We start from the raw sequence: 18,111 nt of genomic DNA, 5'->3' as shown, positions 1-18,111 counted from the left end.
GCTTCGCCAATGAAAAAAACGGGCCTGAGGGCCCGTTTTCTTTACGGCCCGGAGCGGTTAGCCCAGGACCGAGGTCGCCACCGATACCGCGGCTGCGGCGGCCATCACGGCCAGGGCGACAAGATATGGTTTGCGAGAAAGTAGCGTCATGACCAATCCCCAAAAGTTATTGTTGCCCGGACACCTTTTATGAGCGGTTGTCCCCCTGAGGAGGCTGCCCGGGAGCAGCGCGCTGTGAAGCGGCTGCGTAGTTCCACTGTATACAAAAATAGTATCGGCACCTATCGGCGGGTTCTGAATGGCGTGTCAGGATTTACCCGACCCGTTGCGAAAGCCCGACACCGCCGCCGGGGCCCGTTTCGTGACACAACGTACGGGATTGCCCCCTGTTCCGGTCGGCTTGTGGCCAAAACCCGATAGAATTCAGGGTTTGGCAATCCTGGCACGAGACCGCTCGTGCACTTGCCGGCGGCTTTCTTTTTCGTCTTCCTATGCTGACCTTCCAACAAATGATTCTTACCCTGCAGGCCTACTGGGACCGGCAGGGTTGCGCGTTGCTGCAACCGATCGATCTGGAGGTCGGCGCAGGGACGTCGCATGTGCACACGTTCCTGCGCGCGATCGGCCCCGAGCCCTGGCGCGCGGCCTACGTGCAGCCGTCGCGGCGCCCCAAGGATGGCCGCTATGGCGAGAACCCGAACCGCCTGCAGCACTACTACCAGTACCAGGTGGTACTCAAGCCCGCGCCCGAGAACATCCTCGACCTGTACCTGGGCTCGCTGGAAGCGCTGGGGCTGGACCTCAAGCAGAACGACATCCGCTTCGTCGAGGACGACTGGGAGAATCCCACGCTCGGCGCCTGGGGCCTGGGCTGGGAAGTCTGGCTCAACGGCATGGAAGTGACCCAGTTCACCTACTTCCAGCAGGTCGGCGGCATCGACTGCAAGCCGATCACGGGCGAGATCACCTACGGCATCGAACGTCTGGCGATGTATCTCCAGCAGGTGGAGAACGTCTATGACCTGGTCTGGACCGAGTGGGTCGAGAACGGCGAGACGCGCCGCCTGACCTATGGCGACGTCTACCACCAGAACGAGGTGGAGCAGTCCACCTACAACTTCGAACACAGCAACACCGAGATCCTGTTCCGCCATTTCTCCGAGCACGAGGGCGAGGCCCGCCGGCTGATGGGCGAGGTGGGTGACAGTCGCGGCGAGACCACCGAAGACGGCCAGAAGAAGGATTCCGGCGTGCGTCTGGCGCTGCCGGCCTACGAACAAGTGCTCAAGGCGGCACACACGTTCAACCTGCTCGATGCCCGGGGCGCGATCTCCGTGACCGAGCGCGCGGCCTACATCGGCCGTATCCGCAATCTGTCGCGCCAGGTGGCGCAGGCCTACTACGACTCGCGCGAAGCGCTCGGCTTCCCGATGTGCGGCAACGGGGCCCGCGCATGACCTCGCGCGTGCGCGGCGCACGCATGCCGAGGCGCCTGACAGCGCTGGCGACCGTGGTGTCGCTGGCAACGCTGGGCGGGCTGCTGGCGGCGTCCGGCGCGGCGCAGGCGGCTGCCCGCGCGGCCACCACCCCGGTGCCGCAGGCGCTGTACCTGCCGGCCGACCTCGCCAATATCTGCGAGGCCGACCCGCAGGCGCTCCAGCAGGCCATCGCCCGGCACTGGAAGCCGTCGCTGGCCAGCATCGACCAGTGGACGCAGCTGGTGCGCTCGTTCTCGTGCGACCTGTCCGGCTCGCGCGACCTCGGCTGGCACCGCGTGCCGCTGCGCACCTACGAGAGCGCCATCCGCTACCCGCTGCAGTGGGCCACGTGGGAAGAGCGCAACGGCCGCTCGCGCCGCACCGTCCGCAACTATTATTCAGCGGCGCAGTTGCCGCAGAAGATCGATTTCTGGGTGGGCGGACGGATCGACGAGATCCGCTATGACCGCCGCCAGCAGCGCATCGACGCCCGCTTCCCGGCCGCCGGCGCCCGTGGCGCCTCCGGCGTGGTGGCGCAGTGCGCCTACACCACGCTGCAATTCCGCCAGCAGAACGGCCTGTGGCTGCTGTCTGGCGTAGAACCCAATCTCGCGCCGCGCTGCTGACAGCGCGCGCCTTTCATACCCGTTGGATACGATTCATGTCGCAACCCATGACCGATTCGCTGCTGATCGAACTGTTCACCGAAGAGCTGCCGCCCAAGGCGCTCGCCCGCCTGGGCGATGCCTTCGCGCAAGGCCTGACTGACGGCCTGCGCGCGCGCGACCTGCTCGAGGCCGGCGCCAGCGTGACCCCGTTCGCCACGCCGCGCCGCCTGGCCGCACTGGTGACCGGCGTGCGCCGCAGCGCCCCCGACCGCGAGCAGCGCGAGAAGGTCCTGCCCGTCTCCGTGGCGCTGGACGCCAACGGCGCCCCAACCGCCCCGCTCGGCAAGAAACTGGCCGCGCTGGCCAAGTCCGTCGGCGTGGCCGAGATCGACTGGCAGACGCTGGAGCGTGCCTCCGACGGCAAGGCCGAGGCGCTGTTCCATCGCTACACCGCCAAGGGGGCTACGCTGGCCGACGGCCTCCAGGCCGCGCTGGACGAGGCAATCGGCAAGCTGCCGATTCCGAAGCTGATGAGCTACCAGCGCCCGGACGGCACCACGGTGCACTTCGTACGCCCCGCGCACAGCCTGATTGCGCTGTTCGGCGCCGAGATCGTGCCGGTGTCCGTGCTCGGCCTGCCGGCCAGCAATGTCACGCTGGGCCATCGCTTCCTGTCCGAAGGCACCCTCGAGATCCCGCACGCGGCGGAATACGCCACGCTGCTGGAGAACAAGGGCCGCGTGGTGGCGAGCTATGCCGACCGCCGTGAGCGCATCCGCACCGTCCTGCTCAAGGAAGCCGGCGCCGACCAGGTGGTCATGCCGGACGCGCTGCTGGACGAAGTGAACTCGCTGGTCGAGTGGCCGGTGGTCTATCCCTGCCACTTCGAGGAAGTCTTCCTGGCCGTGCCGCAGGAATGCCTGATCCTGACCATGCAGACCAACCAGAAGTATTTCGCGCTGACCGACGCCGCCGGCCACCTGCGCAACCGCTTCCTGATCGTGTCGAACCTGGCCACCGAGACGCCCGAGTCCATCGTCACCGGCAACGAGCGCGTGGTGCGCCCGCGCCTGGCCGACGCCAAGTTCTTCTTCGACCAGGATCGCAAGAAGACGCTGGCCTCGCGCGTGCCGCAGCTCGGCAACGTGGTCTATCACAACAAGATCGGCAGCCAGCTGGACCGTGTGCAGCGCCTGCAGCAGATTGCCGGCCACATCGCCGACGCGATGAATGCCCACGGCGTGACCGTCGACAAGGCCGCCGCCATGCGCGGCGCCGAACTGGCCAAGGCCGACCTGCTGACCGACATGGTCGGCGAGTTCCCCGAACTCCAGGGCACGATGGGCACCTACTACGCGCGCCATGACGGCGAAGCCGACGAGGTGGCGCTGGCGTGCTCGGAACACTATCGCCCGCGCTTTGCCGGCGACGCGCTGCCCGAGGGTGCCGTCAGCACCGCCGTGGCGCTGGCCGACAAGCTCGAGACACTGGTCGGCATCTGGGGTATCGGCCTCCAGCCCACCGGCGAGAAGGATCCGTTCGCGCTGCGCCGCCACGCGCTGGGCATCCTGCGCATGCTGATCGAGCGCCCGCTGGCGGTGCCGCTGGACACCCTGCTGGCGCTGACCGAGCAGGCGTTCGCGGGGATCGTCGCCGTCAAGCCGTCGCGCGAGGCCATCACCGATTTCCTGTTCGACCGCGTGCGCGGCTACCTCAAGGACAAGGGCTACACCACCAACGAGGTGGAAGCCGTGGTGAGCCTGCGCCCGCAGCAACTGCATGACGTGCTGGGCCGCATGGAGGCCGTGCGCACCTTCGCCGCGCTGCCCGAGGCCGAGGCACTGGCCGCCGCCAACAAGCGCATCACGAACATCCTGCGCAAGACCGACGAAGCCATCGGCACGGTCGACACGGCGCTGTTCCAGGAAGACGCCGAGGGCGCGCTGCATGCCGCCATCGAACGCGTGCGTCCGGGTGTGGAAGCGGCCTTCGCCGGCGGCGACTTCACCGGCGCCCTGCGCGACCTGGCCCAGCTCCGCGACGCCGTGGATCGCTTCTTCAACGACGTGATGGTGATGGCCGAGGACGCGCGCCTGCGCGCGAACCGGCTTGCGCTGCTGGCCACGCTGCACACGCTGGCCAACCGCGTGGCGGACATCTCCAAGCTGGCCGCCTGACCGGAGCCCTGCGATGCCACAGTCCCAGCCCCGCTTTGTGATCCTCGACCGCGACGGCGTGGTCAACCTCGACAGCGACCACTTCATCAAGACGCCCGATGAATGGGTGCCGATCGCCGGCAGCCTCGAGGCCATCGCCACGCTGAACCAGGCCGGCTACCGCGTGGTGATCGCGAGCAACCAGTCCGGCATCGGGCGCGGCCTGTTCGAGATGAGCGCGCTGAATGCGATGCACGAGAAGATGTACAAGGGGCTGGCCAACCTCGGCGGGCGCGTGGAGGCGGTGTTCTTCTGCCCGCACACGGCCGCCGACAACTGCGACTGCCGCAAGCCCAAGTCGGGCCTGTTCGAGCAGATCGGCGAGCGCTTCGGCCTGGAGCTGCGCGGCGTGCCCGTGGTGGGCGACTCCCTGCGCGACCTCGAAGCCGGCGTGGCGGTTGGCTGCATCCCCCATCTGGTCCTGACCGGCAAGGGCGTGAAGACGCGTGACAAGGGCACCCTGCCCGCCGGCACGCGCATCCACGACGACCTGGCCGCGTTCGCCCGCTGGCTGATTGCCGGCGATGCCGCCCACAAGGCGTCTTCGTCACCCGCGCCCAGCGCCCCCTGAATTCCGGCCACACTGATGACCTTTATCCGTTCCCTGCTGTTCGCGCTGTACCTGATCGTGCTCACGCCGCCCTACGCGTGCGCCTGCTTCATCGCCTTCCCGTTCATGAACGCCGACCGGCGCTTCCGCTTCGTGCGTGGCTGGCCCCTGCTCGTGATCTGGGCTGGCCGCCTGATCTGCGGCATGCGCTACCGCATCGAAAACGGCGAGCGCATGGACGCGATGCTCGACAAGCCCGTGGTGCTGCTCTCCAAGCACCAGTCCGCCTGGGAAACCGTGGCCTACGTGGCGCTGATGCCCAAGCCGCTGTGCTTCGTGTTCAAGCGCGAGCTGCTGTTCGTGCCGTTCTTCGGCTGGGCGCTGGGCATGCTCAAGATGGTCCATATCAACCGCAAGGAAGGCACGCGCGCGTTCGCCTCGGCCGCGCGCCAGGGCCGCGACCGGCTCGCCGAGGGCGCCTGGATCATCATGTTCCCCGAAGGCACGCGCACGCGCGCCGGCCAGGAGAACCCGCGCTACAAGAGCGGCGGCGCCCGGCTGGCCGTGGAAACCGGCGCCTGGGTGATCCCGATGGCGGTCAACTCCGGCCGCGTCTGGCCGCGCAACTCCTTCCTGAAATACCCCGGCCTGATCACGATCTCGATCGGCATGCCGATTTCGTCGGCCAACAAGACCGCCGACGTGCTGAACCAGGAAGTGGAAGCGTGGATCGAGGCCGAGATGCGCCGGATCGATCCCGAAAGCTATCGCCGCAACGCCAGCGAAGCCGCCGCATGAAGCTGCTGCGTCCCACTCCCGACAACCCCGGCGCGCAGCTCGAACTGCCGCTCGCGGAGGCTGCGCCCAGCGCTCCCTCCGCCGCGGATGCCGCGCTGCTGGCGCCCTCGCTGGACACGCCCCCGGCCGACACCTGGCCACCCGCCCTGCCCAACGGCCGCACGCTGCACGTGGGCGAGCGCATGCTCCACTACGCGCTCAAGCGCTCGTCGCGGCGCACCATCGGCTTTACGGTGGATGACCGCGGGCTGTCGATCACGGCGCCACGCTGGGTTACGCTGACCGATATCGAGTCGGCCATCCTGGAAAAGCAGCGCTGGATCTTCAACAAGCTGGGCGAGTGGCGCCACCGCGAGGCTCGCCGCATACTGCCGACGGTGCAATGGCGCGAGGGCGCGAGCCTGCCGTTCCTGGGCAAGCCGATCACGCTCCAGCTCGATTCGCCGGCCGGCGCGCTGCTGTTCGACGCCGACACGCGCGTGCTGCACCTGGCGCTGCCGACGCACGCCGACGAGCAGCAGATCAAGGACCGCGTGCAGGGCTGGCTCCAGCACCAGGCGCGCCGCCTGCTGGTGGAGCGGCTCGATATCTACGCCGACAAGCTCGGCGTGCGCCACACCGGCTTCGCGCTGACCTCGGCCGCCACGCGCTGGGGTAGCTGCACCGCCGACGGCAAGATCCGCCTGAACTGGCGGCTCATGCATTTCCCGCTGTCGATGATCGACTACGTGGCCGCGCACGAACTGGCGCACCTCAAGGAAATGAACCACGGCCCGCGCTTCTGGGAAACCGTGGAATCGATCTTTCCCGAGTTCCGCGATGCCCGCGCCCAGCTGCGCGCGCATCCGCCCGAGCTGCTGCCGACGTTCTGACGCCCGGCGAGGCGGGGAGCCGCCGGCGAGGCCCCGCCATCCGGACTAAAATACGGCCTCGCCATCCTACGAATTCCAGAAAAGGGCTCCCCATGCGACTCCTCCACACCATGCTCCGCGTTGGCGACTACCAGCGCTCCATCGATTTCTACACGCGCGTGCTCGGCATGCAGCTGCTGCGCGAGAGCGACAACCCCGAGTACAAGTACCGCCTGGCGTTCGTCGGCTACGGCCCCGAGAGCGAGACGGCCGTGCTCGAGCTGACCTACAACTACGGCGTGGACCAGTACGACCTGGGCACCGCCTACGGCCACATCGCGCTGGAAACCCCGGACGCCGCGGCGGCCTGCGAGCGCATCCGCGCGGCGGGCGGCAAGGTCACGCGCGAGGCCGGTCCGGTCAAGGGCGGCACCACGGTGATCGCCTTCGTCGAGGATCCGGACGGCTACAAGATCGAGCTGATCGAGCGGCATTCGACGCGTGACGCGTCGCGCCCGTAAGCCAGCCCGATGAACACGCAAGCCCTGACGCGGCGCCCGCTGGACGGCACGGCCATCGGCCTGATGGTGTTGCTGTGCGCCGCCTGGGGCCTGCAACAGGTGGTGATCAAGGTGACGGCGCCGCTGATGGGCGCCGTGCTCCAGGCCGGCGTGCGCTCGGCGATTGCGGCGCTGCTGGTGTTCGCCTTCGCGTCCTGGCGCGGCACGCCGCTGTGGCAGCGCGACGGCACGCTGCGCCCCGGGCTGGTGGCCGGGCTGCTGTTCGGCGCCGAGTTCTTCTGCATCTTCGTCGGGCTGGGCCACACCACGGCCTCGCGCATGGCCGTGTTCCTCTACACCGCGCCGATCTTCACGGCGCTGGGCCTGCACCTCTTCGTGCCCGGCGAGCACCTGCGGCGCGGCCAGTGGCTGGGCGTGGTGCTGGCGTTCTGCGGCATGGCGCTGGCCTTTGTCGATGGCATCGCGGCCACCTCGGCGCATGCCAGCACGCTGCTCGGCGACGCGCTGGGCGTGGTCGCCGGCGCGCTCTGGGCGGCCACGACCATCGTCGTGCGCGCCAGCTCGCTATCAAGCGCCCCGGCCAGCAAGACGCTGCTGTACCAGCTGGCGGTCTCGGCGGTGCTGCTGCTGGCGATGGCGCTAGCGGCGGGTCAGGCCGGGCGGGTGGAAGTCAACGGGATGGTGGTGGCGAGCCTGTTCTACCAGTCGGTGCTGATCGCGTTTGCGAGCTACCTGATCTGGTTCTGGCTGCTCAGGCAGTACCTGGCGTCGCGGCTGTCGGTGTTTTCGTTCCTGACACCGCTGTTCGGCGTAGCCTTCGGGGTGCTGCTGATGCACGACGCCGTCGGCCTGCGCTTCGGCGCGGCGGCGGTGCTGGTGCTGCTGGGGATCGTGCTGGTGAACCGGAAGGGCTGAGGCACAGGCACCGCGATCAAGCTCGCGGCGCCTGTCATCGAACGACTTAGCGCGGGAACGAGAACATTCCGAGCGCGTCGCGTACCTCTTCCAGCGTCTGCTGGGTCAGTTCGCGCGCTTCGGCCGTGCCCTTGCGCAGGATCTCGAACACATAGCCCGGGTCCTTCGCCAGTTCCTCACGGCGCTCGCGGATCGGGCGCAGCATCTCCTGCAGGATGCCTTCCACACGGCGCTTGAGCACCATGTCGCCCAGGCCGCCACGGCGGTAGTGGTCCTTCAGCTCGGTCACTTCCTCCACGTTCGGATCGAACGCATCGAGGTAGGTGAACACGACATTGCCCTCCACCTGGCCCGGATCGGACACCTTCAGGTGGTTCGGGTCGGTGTACATGCGGTGCACCGCTTCCTTGATCTGCTCGGGCGAGGCGCCCAGCGGAATCGCGTTGCCCAACGACTTGCTCATCTTGGCCTTGCCATCGACACCCGGCAGGCGGCCATGCTTGGGGATCAGCGCGGCGGCTTCGGGCAGCACGTCGCGACCCACCTGATGGTTAATCCGGCGCACGATCTCGTTGGTCTGCTCGATCAGCGGCGCCTGGTCCTCGCCCACCGGCACCAGCACGGCCTTGAACCCGGTGATGTCCGCGGCCTGCGAGGCGGGATAGCACAGGAAGCCCGCCGGGATGTCACGGCCAAACCCGCGCGCCTGGATCTCTTCCTTGATCGTCGGATTGCGTTCGAGGCGCGCCACCGTGACGAAATTCAGGTACATCAGCGTCAGTTCGGCCAGCGCGGGCAGGTGCGACTGCACGGTGATCGTGGTCTTGGCCGGGTCGATGCCGACGGCCAGGTAGTCTAGCGCCACTTCCAGCACGTTGCGCCGCACCTTTTCCGGATCGTGGGCGTTGTCGGTCATGGCCTGCGTGTCCGCCAGCAGCACGTACTGCTTGTGCGAGTCCTGCAGGGCGACGCGGCTCTTGAGCGAGCCGACGAAGTGGCCCAGGTGCAGCGGGCCGGTGGGGCGGTCACCGGTCAGGATGACGGGACGCGGGTCGGTTTTCGCGGTTAGCGTGTTGGCGGTCATAAGCGTCGCTGGAACTTCGGAATATTCGAAAAAATTCGGAAAACGGAAAACTCTGCGTGATTCAGGCCACGCCGCGCGCGGGGCGGGGCGCGGCGCTGTCGCCGACGGTGCGCGCCAGCTCGACATACTCGGCCACGGGCACTTCCTCGGCGCGGCGGGTAAGGTCGAAGCCGAGCTTGTCGAAGTCGACCTGATCGCGCAGGAAGGACAGCGTGTTGCGCAGCACCTTGCGGCGCTGGGAGAACGCGGCGGTCACCACGTCGCCCAGCACGCCTGCGTCGCAGGCGGGGTACGGCGAGCGCAGCCGGCCATCCTCGCCGCGCGGCCACGGGATCATGCGCACCACGGCAGAATCGACCTTGGGCGGCGGATTGAACGAGCCAGGTGGCACATCGAGCACATGTTCCATGTGATAGCGCACCTGGAGCATGATCGACAGCCGCCCGAAGGCCTTGCTGCCCGGGTCCGCCACCATGCGCTCCACGACTTCCTTCTGGAGCATGAAGTGCTGGTCGCGCACCTGGTCCGCGAAGTCCATCAGGTGGAACAGCAGCGGGCTGGAAATGTTGTACGGCAGGTTGCCGACGATGCGCAGCGGCCGGCCGGTCTCGTGCAGCTTGCCGAAGTCGAACGCCAGCGCGTCGCCGGCATGCACGACCAGCCGGTCGTTGTAGCGGCGGCGCAGGCGGTCCACGAGGTCGCGGTCCAGCTCCACCACTTGCATCTGCGGCAGGCGCTCGAGCAGCGGGTCGGTCAGCGCGCCGAGGCCCGGGCCGATCTCGACCACGATGTCATTCGGTTGCGGATCGATCGCGCCGACGATGCCGTGGATGATGCCGTCATCGACCAGGAAGTTCTGTCCGAATCGTTTGCGGGCCACATGGCCCTGGTGCACGTTTGAACGCATGGTGTCTGCGGCTGGCGGTCAGCGGGTAGCGGGCCACACGCCGGCATTGCCGTCGTGATGGCGCCCGTTGGCGTGGCCAGCCATGGTAATGGCACTGCGGATGGCCTCGATCATGCTGCCGTGCTCGGCGCGGCCGCTGCCGGCCAGGTCGAGCGCGGTGCCGTGGTCCACCGAGGTGCGGATAAAGGGCAGGCCCAGCGTGATGTTCACGCCGTGCCCGAAGGTGCCGTACTTGAGCGGCGCCAGTCCCTGGTCATGGTACATCGCCAGCACGCAGTCCGCGTCGCGCAGGTGGCGCGGCTGGAACAGCGTGTCGGCTGGATAGGGGCCGCGGGCGTCGATGCCGGCATCGCAGGCCAGGGACAGGGCGGGGCCGATCACGTCGATCTCCTCGCGCCCCATGTGGCCGCTCTCGCCGGCGTGCGGGTTCAGGCCGGTCACCAGGATGCGCGGCCGGGCGATGCCGAAATGGCGACGCAGGTCGGTATCGATGATGGTCAGCGTCTCCACCAGCATCGGGATGTCGAGTGCGTCGGGCACCGCGCGCAGCGGCAGGTGCGTGGTGGCCAGCGCCACGCGCAGCATGGCGTTGTCGTGGGCCGGCTGCGGGCCGGCCAGCATCATCACCACACGCGGCACGGCGGCGCGCTCGGCCAGGTATTCGGTGTGGCCGGTGAACGGCACGCCCGCGTCGTTGATCGTGCTCTTTTGCACCGGCGCGGTGATCATCGCCGCGTATTTGCCGGCCTGCAGGCCGTCGATGGCGGCGTCCAGCAGCGCCAGCACGTAGCGGCCGTTGCGGGCGTCGAGCTTGCCCGGCTCACTCTGCACGCCGAGCGGCACATCCTCCACCACCACCCCGCCTTCGCCGATCTGGCGCGTCCAGGCGTGGCCGACGCCCAGCGCCGCGGCCCGGCTGGCCAGCAGACGGGCATCGCCCAGCACATGGAAGCGGTAGTGCCCGTTGCGGTTGCCATTGCTGCCGGCAAGCTGCAGCAGCGCCCCGATCGTGATGTCGGGGCCGATGCCGGCAGGTTCTCCGGTGGTAATGGCTAGCGCGAGCGGGTCGGGCATGGATGGGGTGGGGTCGGGGGCGCCGGCGGATCAGCGCTGGCGGTTGATGCGGTATTCCACGTACGCCGCGCTGCGGAGCTGGCGCACCCAGTCATCATAGGCGGCGCGCAGCTTCTGCTCCCGGACTTCCGAACGGGCGAAGTCGCGCTGCTTCTCCGCCGACACCTCGGTCTCGCGGCGATTCATCACCTGGATCAGGTGCACGCCGAACTGGGTGACCACCGGGTCGGAGATTTCGCCCGGACGCAGCCGGTTCATGGCCTGCTCGAACTCGGGCACCAGTTCGCCCGACGAGACCCAGCCCAGGTCGCCGCCCTGCTGGGCCGAGCCGTCCTGCGAGAAGCGGCGCGCGAAGTCGGCAAAGTCGCCGCCGTGCGTGATGCGGTCGCGCAGCGTCGTCATCTGGCGGCGTGCCTCGGCCTCGGGCATGTTCGGACCGGTGCGCACGAGGATGTGGCGCACCTGGGTCTGCGTGATGCGCTCGCTGGCCTGCGGCTGGTCGGCGGCCGGCGCGGCGCGCTTGGCCATCAGCCGGATCACATGGAAGCCGTTGGCCGACTCCACCACCTCGGGCACCAGTGCGCCGGGCTGGAGGTCCACCACGGCGTTGGCGAACAGCGCCGGCAGGCGGCCGATCTCGCGGAAACCGAGCGCGCCGCCCTGCGCCGCCTCAGGTGCTTCCGAGTTGGCCTTGGCCAGCGCGGCGAAGTCCGCCCCGCCCTGCGCCTGCTTCAGCAGGCCCTCGGCCTTGGTCTTCAGCTCGGCCTTCTGGGCGTCGGACGCGTTTTCGGGCACGCGGATCAGGATCTGGGCGACGTTGTACTCGGTCGGCCCGGCCGGCGCGGCGCCGCCCTTGCGCGCGGCGAGGTAGTTGTCGATCTCGCCGTCGTAGACCTGCACCTTGGAGTCGACCTCGCGCTCGCGCAGGCGAATCACCTGCACCTGCTTGCGGAGTTCGTCACGATACTTGGTCCAGCTCATGCCGCTGGCTTCCACGCGGCTGCGCAGTTCGGTGGCGGTCAGGCGGTTCTGCTGCGCCACGGACTCGATGGCGCGGTCGACTTCCTGGTCGGTCACGCGGATGCCGGCGTCCTGCGCGGCCTGCGTCTGCACGCGCTCCATCACCAGTCGCTCGAGCACTTCGCCGAGCAGGTCGGCGCGCGGCGGCACCTCACGCTGCGCGGCGCGCAGCTGGCTCTCGATCTCGTCGGCGCGGTCCAGCAGCTCGCGCCGCGTGATCACGCTGTTGTTGACCACCGCCACCACTTCATCGACAAGCTGCGAGCGCTTCTGGCCCGGCTGCGGCACGCCCATCTGCGGCTCGCTCGGCGGCACGGCCTGCTGGGCGGGCTGCTGCAGGAAGATGCCCGAGGTGCGGCCGCTGCCGCTGCCGCTACCGGAAAGTGACGGCTTGCCCGAGGGCGCCGACGGGGCCTTGAGCTGCGCCACGGCTGGCGCGGCCAGCGCGGCAAGCACGGCAGCCATCGCCACGTGCCACAGGGGGTTGGATCGGGACAGCGCGTTGGAAGCTCGACGTTTCATCTTGGTCCGTCATTCATAGTGATCGTACTGGGACGTGGGCACCGGACGTGCGGTAACAGGCTCGTAGCCGGGCACGTTCAGACGCAGCATGTCCAGCGGGTTGGAACCGATCTTGGACAACCCGCGGAATTCCACCTGCAGGAAGAACCGGCCGGTATAGCCCTGCGTGGTGTTGCGGAAACGCTGGTATACCACGCGTCCCACCCAGCAGTCGGCGGCGTATTCGATGCCGGCCAGCGCATCGACCAGTTGGTTGGCGGTCTGGTCGAACGCCACCCGGCCAATACCGTAGGTGCGGCGCGTGATCGGCCACTGGCTCGACAGCTCGAACTGGTCGATGGCCGAGTTATCGGTCACCGAGGTCGGCCGGCGATAGCGGTAGCCCACGTTGACCAGCTTGCGCGACTCCGGCCGCCACGCGAACGCCACGTTCGAGTAGTTCACGCGGTTGTCCTCGGGGCTGTACTGGATGCCCGCATCGAGATAGTAGCCGCGGAACAGCTGGATCGTGGTAGCTGCGAGCAAGTCAGAATAGCTCGGCTTGGTATCTGTGGATGTACCGGTCAGCTGCACGCGCTGGCCGGTGAAGTCCACGCGCTGCGCCAGCGTGCCGCGGAAGCGCTCGATGCCGGTCTCGGACTCGATCAGGCGCGTGGTCACGCCCGCCGTGAGCTTGTTGTTGTCGGCGATCCGGTCATTACCGGTGAACGCGTTCTCGCTGAAGATCTGCCCATAGCCAAAGTCTGTCTGGACAGTATCGAACAGCGGGAACTGGCTCTGGTCGCGGAACGGCGTGTAGACGTAGAACAGGCGCGGTTCCAGCGTCTGGGTGTAGTTCACGCCGAACAGTTTGCTTACGCCAGGCGCCGCGCGGTCGAACACCATGCCCGAGTCCAGGCTCACCGTGGGAATGGCGCGGCCGAACGAGTTCTGCGCGCCGGTGGTGTTGGTGCCGGTGTCCATGTTGTACTGCGCGGCGTTGAAAATCACCTTCGGCGTCACGAACCAGCCCGGGCGGATGATCGGGTAGCTGATCACCGGCTGGATGAACGCGCGGTTGCCCTCGGGCTGCTGGAAGCCGGTGGACGTCAGCGGGATCCGGAAGCGGGTGTAGTCGGCTTCCACCGAGATATCGAAGCCGCCGAAGTCATAACGCGTGTAGCGGGCGTTCAACTGCGGCTCGCGCTCGTACGACGGCTCGCTCGGGCGCAGCGTCTGGAACTTCTGCACCCGTGCCATGAACGTGAAGTCCTGCCAGTTGTAGATCACGCCGCCTTCCTGCGTGTACTGGCGCAGCGTGGACTGGGAGACCGAGCGCGTCAGGTCGTCCGGATACTGGTCGTCGGACACCTTGCTGACGTTGGCATACGCCGTCATGCCCGGAATGATCCGCTGGGTGTGCTGGAACGAATACGCCCAGCGGTCACGCTCGGCCTTCCTGTCGTCCGGCAGGAATTCGGCCCGCAGGCGGCCCGAGTAGCCATCGCCGAGGTAGCGGTAGTCGCCGCCCAGCTGCACGCCGCGCGAGGTCAGCAGGCGCGGATAGAGCGTCAGGTCGCGGTTCGGCGCCAGGTTGAAGTAGTACGGCACTGTCAGGTCGAGCCCCGACTTGGAGCTGTACCCCATCAGCGGCGCCAGCACCCCGCTGCGGCGCTCGTCGTTCAGCGGGAACGAGAACGCCGGCGCGCCGGCGATCGGCACGTTGAAGAAGCGCAGCACGCCGCCGTAGGCGGTACCCACCTGGCGGTCGCTGTCGATGTCGATGCGGTTCGCGCTGAAGTACCAGTCGGCGTTGTCGGGCGAACAGGTCGTGTACGACGCCTTCTTCATCGTGCTGCGGTCGGGGTCGATGAAGTCGATGCGCTCCGCGCTGCCCGCGCCGCCGGTCTGGTGGAAATAGTAGTCGGGCGAGAGCATGTAGCCCTCGTTGGCCTCCACGCGCAGCTTGGCCTCGGGGCCCACGGCCAGCGTGCCGCTCTTGGACAGGCGCACGTTGCCCGTGGCATGGGCCTCGTCGGTGTCCTGGTCATAGGTCACCTTGTCGCCCTTGACCACGGCGCCGTCTCGGCGCAGCTCGGCATTGCCCTCGAGCGCCACGCCCTTTTCGCTGAAGCCGGTCAGGCTGTCGCCCGAGACATAGGCCGGGGCGTTGGGGTTCGACGGGGTCGAGCTCGGCGCGATGTTCATGCTGCTGGCCGTGGCCGCCTTCGGCGGCGCCTCGTCCAGGCGCGGCACCAGCACGCCGGCTTCCGGCGCGGGCGGCGGGGCTTCGGGGGTCTGGGTGACCGCCGGCTCGGCGATGTCGATGTTCGGGATGGCCGAGCCCGCGCCATATTGCGCGTGCACGCTCACCGACAGGCCCGCCATGGCCAGCACGAGCGGACGCAGGGTGCTGGCCGGCAAAGCGGCACGCATGCGCCGCGGCAGGCCGCGCAGCGCGGGCGGTCGGGTGGCCGGATGATGCGGTGATCGTTGTTGTTCGGTCATGCGGACGGTTATCGGTCGGCTCGGCGCCGGGCTGCGGAACGGTCCCGCGAACGGTTCCGTACTTCCCGCCAACCCTTGCCGGAGCAGGCTGCGGGGCAACAAAGGCCCCTCCCGGGGGCCACCCGGCGCCCGGGTCTGGTCGGGTATTATACGGGGCATCGTATCCACCCAATCCGGCATGGCAGCACTTATTCACGACCCAACCTCCGACCCGCGTATCGCCCAGCTCAAGAGTTGGGTCGCCGGGCTCGGCGCCACATGGTCGATCGACCCCGACTCCTGCGCCCCGGCATCCGCCGACGCCAGCTTCCGCCGCTACTTCCGCGTGCGCACCGGCCATGCCGCCCATCCGACGGCCATCGTCATGGACGCCCCGCCCGCGCACGAGGACTGCCGGCCGTTCATCCACGTGGCCGGGCTGTTCGGCGAGGCCGGCGTGACCGTGCCCACCGTGCTGGCCCAGGACCTGGCGCAGGGTTTCCTGCTGCTGGCCGACCTCGGCAGCCAGACCTACCTGTCGAAGCTGGACGCCTCGTCCGCGCGCGGCCTCTATGACGACGCCGCCGCCGCGCTGGTCAGGATCCAGCTGGCCACCCGCCCCGGCACGCTGCCCGCCTACGACCGCGCCCTGCTCCAGCGCGAGCTGGACCTGTTCCCCGAGTGGTACGTGGGCCGCCACCTGGGCGCCACGCTGAACGACGCCCAGCAGGCCGACCTGCGCGAAGTCTTCGACGCCGTGCTGGCCAACAACCTGGCCCAGCCGCAGGTCTACGTGCATCGCGACTATCACTCGCGCAACCTGATGGTCCTGCCCGATGGCGCCAACCCCGGCATCCTGGACTTCCAGGACGCCGTGATCGGCCCGGCCACCTATGACGCGGTCTCGCTCTGGCGCGACGCCTATATAGAGTGGGACGAAGAGCAGCAGCTCGACTGGCTGATCCGCTACTGGGAGCGCGCGCGCAAGGCCGGGCTGCCGCTGAACGCCGATTTCGGCGCCTTCTACCGCGATTTCGAGTGGATGGGCCTGCAGCGCCACCTGAAGGTGCTCGGCATCTTCGCCCGCCTGTACCACCGGGATGGCAAGGACGGCTACCTCGCCAACCTGCCGCTGGTACTCAAGTACACGCGCAACGTGGCCGGCCGCTACACCGAGCTGCGCAAGCTGGTGCGGCTGCTCGATGCCCTGGAAGGCACCGAGCGCCCCGCCGGGTTCACGTTTTGAGCGCCGCCCCCGCTGATCCTGCATCGCCCAGCCCCGCGCCGGTCACCCGTGGCGGGGAATGGTGGGCCGGCGTGCGCGCGCTGGCGCCGATGCTGCTCGGCGTGGTGCCGTTCGGCCTGATCTATGGCGTGCTGGCGGTCAATGCCGGCATGCCCGCCTGGCTGGCCTGCGCGATGAGCGCCATCGTGTTCGGCGGCGCCTCCCAGATGATCCTGACCCAACTCTGGGCGGCCGGCACGCCGGCGCTGGTGATCGCCTTCACCGTGGCGATGGTCAACCTGCGCCACGCGCTCTATTCGGCCACGATCGCCCCGTCGCTGGCACCGCTGCCGCGCCGCTGGAAGGCGCTGGTGGCCTACCTGCTGACCGACGAGGCCTTCGCCGCCATGACGCGCCGCCTGGGCGATACCGGCGAGCGGGCGCGCTACCGCCACTGGTTCTACTTCGGCGCCGGCTTCTCGCTGTGGTCGAGCTGGCAGCTCTCCACGCTGGCCGGCGTGCTGGTCGGCGCGCAGGTGCCGCAGGACTGGCCGCTCGATTTCTTCCTGCCGCTGACCTTCATCGCCATCATCGTGCCGAACCTCAAGCACCGCGCCCACGTGGCCGCCGCGCTGGTGGCCACGGCGCTGGCGGTGGCCTGCTTCGGCCTGCCGCACAAGCTGGGCCTGATGGTGGCCGCGCTGGGCGGTATCGCGGCGGGCATGCTGCTGCTCGGGCGCGGGCACCCCACGCCGGGCCGCAGCCCGCGCAAGGAGCCGGCGGCATGAATCCGATGACCTTGCTGTGGGTGTTTTTGGGCGCCGGGCTGGCCACGTACCTGATCCGGCTGTCGTTCATCGCCGTGGAAGGCCGCGTGCGGCTGCCGTCCTGGTTCCGCACCGCGCTCCAGTTCGTGCCGGCGGCGATGCTCTCGGCGCTGATCGCCCCGGACCTGCTGATGCACGACGGCGCGCTCTACCTGAGCCCCTATAACACCCGGCTCGTGGCCGGGCTGGTGGCCATCGTCATCGCCGCCTACACGCGCAGCGTGGGCTGGACGATTGCCGGCGGCATGGCCACGCTGATCGCCCTGGAGTATTGGTTGTGAACACCCTGAAAGCGATGATCTTCGCGGCGGGACGCGGCGACCGCATGCGTCCGCTGACCGATACCTGCCCCAAGCCGCTGCTGCGCGTGGGCGGCAAGCCGCTGATCGTCTGGAAGATCGAGGCGCTGGCGCGCGCCGGCTTGACCGACATCGTCATCAACCATGCCTGGCTCGGCGAGCAGCTGGAAGCGGCGCTCGGCGACGGCTCGCGCTTCGGCGTGCGCCTGCACTGGTCGGCCGAAGGCAGCGCGCTGGAAACGGCTGGCGGCATAGCCAAGGCCCTGCCGCTGCTGACGCCAAACCCCGACGCCGGCGAGATCTTCCTGGCCGTGTCGGGCGACATCTTCTGCGACTTCGACTACGCCGCGCTGCTGCCGCGCGCCCGCGCCATGGCCGGTGCGGAGCGACCGATGATGCACCTGGTGATGGTGCCCAATCCGCCCTTCCACCCGCGCGGGGACTTCGCGCTGGGCGCCGACGGCCTGCTGCGGCTGCCCGATGATGCGGGGGATGCCGTGCCGCTGACCTTCGGCAATATCGGCCTGTACGACACGCGCCTGTTCCGCGAGATCGCGCCGGGTCAGAAAGTGGCGATGACGCCCTATTACCGCGCAGCGATTGCCAGCGGCGATGCCACCGGCGAACGTTTCGACGGCCGTTGGGAGAACGTCGGCACGCCGGCGCAGCTGGCCGCGCTGGATACCGAGTTGCGCGCCGAACTGGGCGTGCCCGCCACCGGCACCGGCGGCGCCTGAGGCGCCCGCGCCA

Annotated in this window: 17 protein-coding genes; 12 read left to right on the top strand and 5 right to left on the bottom strand. The window is 68.6% G+C overall.

Annotated elements, in window-relative coordinates:
* The first annotated feature begins 491 nt into the window (after positions 1–491).
* The 8 genes from glyQ (at position 492) to AC1DEL_RS12720 (ending at position 7,937) form a co-directional block, all read left to right on the top strand.
* Positions 492–1,457 carry a glycine--tRNA ligase subunit alpha gene (gene glyQ / locus AC1DEL_RS12755; protein WP_092291953.1) on the top strand — a complete coding sequence of 322 codons (966 nt, stop codon included), beginning with the start codon at positions 492–494 and terminating at the stop codon, positions 1,455–1,457.
* On the top strand, positions 1,454–2,104 hold the full coding sequence (locus AC1DEL_RS12750) for a hypothetical protein (RefSeq protein WP_441591719.1): 651 nt from the start codon (positions 1,454–1,456) through the stop codon (positions 2,102–2,104). Before glyQ ends, AC1DEL_RS12750 begins: the two co-directional genes overlap by 4 nt.
* Before the next feature lie 35 nt (positions 2,105–2,139).
* On the top strand, positions 2,140–4,263 hold the full coding sequence (gene glyS, locus AC1DEL_RS12745; RefSeq protein WP_441591718.1) for a glycine--tRNA ligase subunit beta: 2,124 nt from the start codon (positions 2,140–2,142) through the stop codon (positions 4,261–4,263).
* Positions 4,264–4,276: 13 nt separating this feature from the next.
* Entirely contained in the window at positions 4,277–4,873 is a 597-nt protein-coding gene (gene gmhB / locus AC1DEL_RS12740; protein ID WP_092291949.1) for a D-glycero-beta-D-manno-heptose 1,7-bisphosphate 7-phosphatase, read from the top strand.
* A gap of 15 nt (positions 4,874–4,888) precedes the next feature.
* Positions 4,889–5,650 carry a lysophospholipid acyltransferase family protein gene (locus AC1DEL_RS12735; RefSeq protein ID WP_454756818.1) on the top strand — a complete coding sequence of 254 codons (762 nt, stop codon included), beginning with the start codon at positions 4,889–4,891 and terminating at the stop codon, positions 5,648–5,650.
* A complete protein-coding gene (locus AC1DEL_RS12730) occupies positions 5,647–6,522 on the top strand; it encodes a M48 family metallopeptidase (protein ID WP_477105519.1) in 876 nt (291 codons plus the stop codon). Before AC1DEL_RS12735 ends, AC1DEL_RS12730 begins: the two co-directional genes overlap by 4 nt.
* A gap of 92 nt (positions 6,523–6,614) precedes the next feature.
* Complete coding sequence (gene gloA / locus AC1DEL_RS12725; protein ID WP_092291943.1) at positions 6,615–7,022, top strand: lactoylglutathione lyase; 408 nt, start codon at positions 6,615–6,617, stop codon at positions 7,020–7,022.
* A gap of 9 nt (positions 7,023–7,031) precedes the next feature.
* A complete protein-coding gene (locus AC1DEL_RS12720; protein ID WP_092291941.1) occupies positions 7,032–7,937 on the top strand; it encodes a DMT family transporter in 906 nt (301 codons plus the stop codon).
* 46 nt (positions 7,938–7,983) lie between these two features.
* Here the strand turns inward: AC1DEL_RS12720 and trpS are convergent, their stop codons facing one another.
* The 5 genes from trpS to AC1DEL_RS12695 all read right to left on the bottom strand — a co-directional run bounded on the left by trpS (position 7,984) and on the right by AC1DEL_RS12695 (position 15,031).
* Positions 7,984–9,021, bottom strand: a complete 1,038-nt coding sequence (trpS, locus tag AC1DEL_RS12715) for a tryptophan--tRNA ligase (protein ID WP_092291939.1) — start codon at positions 9,019–9,021, stop codon at positions 7,984–7,986.
* A 61-nt stretch (positions 9,022–9,082) separates the two neighbouring features.
* Complete coding sequence (gene rsmA / locus AC1DEL_RS12710; RefSeq protein WP_092291937.1) at positions 9,083–9,928, bottom strand: 16S rRNA (adenine(1518)-N(6)/adenine(1519)-N(6))-dimethyltransferase RsmA; 846 nt, start codon at positions 9,926–9,928, stop codon at positions 9,083–9,085.
* 18 nt (positions 9,929–9,946) lie between these two features.
* Positions 9,947–11,002 carry a 4-hydroxythreonine-4-phosphate dehydrogenase PdxA gene (gene pdxA / locus AC1DEL_RS12705; RefSeq protein ID WP_092291935.1) on the bottom strand — a complete coding sequence of 352 codons (1,056 nt, stop codon included), beginning with the start codon at positions 11,000–11,002 and terminating at the stop codon, positions 9,947–9,949.
* Positions 11,003–11,032: 30 nt separating this feature from the next.
* Complete coding sequence (locus AC1DEL_RS12700) at positions 11,033–12,544, bottom strand: peptidylprolyl isomerase (protein ID WP_454756816.1); 1,512 nt, start codon at positions 12,542–12,544, stop codon at positions 11,033–11,035.
* A 9-nt stretch (positions 12,545–12,553) separates the two neighbouring features.
* Positions 12,554–15,031 (bottom strand): LPS-assembly protein LptD, encoded by a 2,478-nt coding sequence (locus AC1DEL_RS12695; RefSeq protein WP_477125815.1) that lies wholly within the window; start codon positions 15,029–15,031, stop codon positions 12,554–12,556.
* A 178-nt stretch (positions 15,032–15,209) separates the two neighbouring features.
* On the opposite strand from AC1DEL_RS12695, the gene AC1DEL_RS12690 reads away from it, so the two are divergent.
* The 4 genes from AC1DEL_RS12690 (at position 15,210) to murU (ending at position 18,098) form a co-directional block, all read left to right on the top strand.
* On the top strand, positions 15,210–16,256 hold the full coding sequence (locus AC1DEL_RS12690; protein WP_441591711.1) for an aminoglycoside phosphotransferase family protein: 1,047 nt from the start codon (positions 15,210–15,212) through the stop codon (positions 16,254–16,256).
* Between the two features lie 89 nt (positions 16,257–16,345).
* Positions 16,346–17,023, top strand: a complete 678-nt coding sequence (locus AC1DEL_RS12685; protein ID WP_255370732.1) for an AzlC family ABC transporter permease — start codon at positions 16,346–16,348, stop codon at positions 17,021–17,023.
* Positions 17,020–17,343 carry an AzlD domain-containing protein gene (locus tag AC1DEL_RS12680; RefSeq protein ID WP_092291925.1) on the top strand — a complete coding sequence of 108 codons (324 nt, stop codon included), beginning with the start codon at positions 17,020–17,022 and terminating at the stop codon, positions 17,341–17,343. Before AC1DEL_RS12685 ends, AC1DEL_RS12680 begins: the two co-directional genes overlap by 4 nt.
* Positions 17,344–17,348: 5 nt before the next feature.
* Positions 17,349–18,098 (top strand): N-acetylmuramate alpha-1-phosphate uridylyltransferase MurU, encoded by a 750-nt coding sequence (gene murU, locus AC1DEL_RS12675; protein WP_477107887.1) that lies wholly within the window; start codon positions 17,349–17,351, stop codon positions 18,096–18,098.
* Positions 18,099–18,111 lie beyond the last annotated feature (13 nt).

This window comes from Cupriavidus sp. 10L43_2 (assembly GCF_056395265.1).
The sequence above is the reverse complement of the archived record's forward strand: the minus strand, read 5'-3'. Positions and strand labels throughout refer to the sequence as shown.

What these genes read in the sequence shown, in the direction of transcription:
- AC1DEL_RS12730 (WP_477105519.1), top strand. Translation starts at nt 5,647, where the DNA reads ATGAAGCTGCTGCGTCCCACTCCCGACAACCCCGGCGCGCAGCTCGAA.
- glyS (WP_441591718.1), top strand. Translation starts at nt 2,140, where the DNA reads ATGTCGCAACCCATGACCGATTCGCTGCTGATCGAACTGTTCACCGAA.
- AC1DEL_RS12720 (WP_092291941.1), top strand. Translation starts at nt 7,032, where the DNA reads ATGAACACGCAAGCCCTGACGCGGCGCCCGCTGGACGGCACGGCCATC.
- rsmA (WP_092291937.1), bottom strand. Translation starts at nt 9,928, where the DNA reads ATGCGTTCAAACGTGCACCAGGGCCATGTGGCCCGCAAACGATTCGGA.
- AC1DEL_RS12685 (WP_255370732.1), top strand. Translation starts at nt 16,346, where the DNA reads ATGCTGCTCGGCGTGGTGCCGTTCGGCCTGATCTATGGCGTGCTGGCG.
- AC1DEL_RS12750 (WP_441591719.1), top strand. Translation starts at nt 1,454, where the DNA reads ATGACCTCGCGCGTGCGCGGCGCACGCATGCCGAGGCGCCTGACAGCG.
- pdxA (WP_092291935.1), bottom strand. Translation starts at nt 11,002, where the DNA reads ATGCCCGACCCGCTCGCGCTAGCCATTACCACCGGAGAACCTGCCGGC.
- AC1DEL_RS12735 (WP_454756818.1), top strand. Translation starts at nt 4,889, where the DNA reads ATGACCTTTATCCGTTCCCTGCTGTTCGCGCTGTACCTGATCGTGCTC.
- glyQ (WP_092291953.1), top strand. Translation starts at nt 492, where the DNA reads ATGCTGACCTTCCAACAAATGATTCTTACCCTGCAGGCCTACTGGGAC.
- AC1DEL_RS12700 (WP_454756816.1), bottom strand. Translation starts at nt 12,544, where the DNA reads ATGAAACGTCGAGCTTCCAACGCGCTGTCCCGATCCAACCCCCTGTGG.
- AC1DEL_RS12695 (WP_477125815.1), bottom strand. Translation starts at nt 15,031, where the DNA reads ATGACCGAACAACAACGATCACCGCATCATCCGGCCACCCGACCGCCC.
- gloA (WP_092291943.1), top strand. Translation starts at nt 6,615, where the DNA reads ATGCGACTCCTCCACACCATGCTCCGCGTTGGCGACTACCAGCGCTCC.
- AC1DEL_RS12680 (WP_092291925.1), top strand. Translation starts at nt 17,020, where the DNA reads ATGAATCCGATGACCTTGCTGTGGGTGTTTTTGGGCGCCGGGCTGGCC.
- gmhB (WP_092291949.1), top strand. Translation starts at nt 4,277, where the DNA reads ATGCCACAGTCCCAGCCCCGCTTTGTGATCCTCGACCGCGACGGCGTG.
- AC1DEL_RS12690 (WP_441591711.1), top strand. Translation starts at nt 15,210, where the DNA reads ATGGCAGCACTTATTCACGACCCAACCTCCGACCCGCGTATCGCCCAG.
- trpS (WP_092291939.1), bottom strand. Translation starts at nt 9,021, where the DNA reads ATGACCGCCAACACGCTAACCGCGAAAACCGACCCGCGTCCCGTCATC.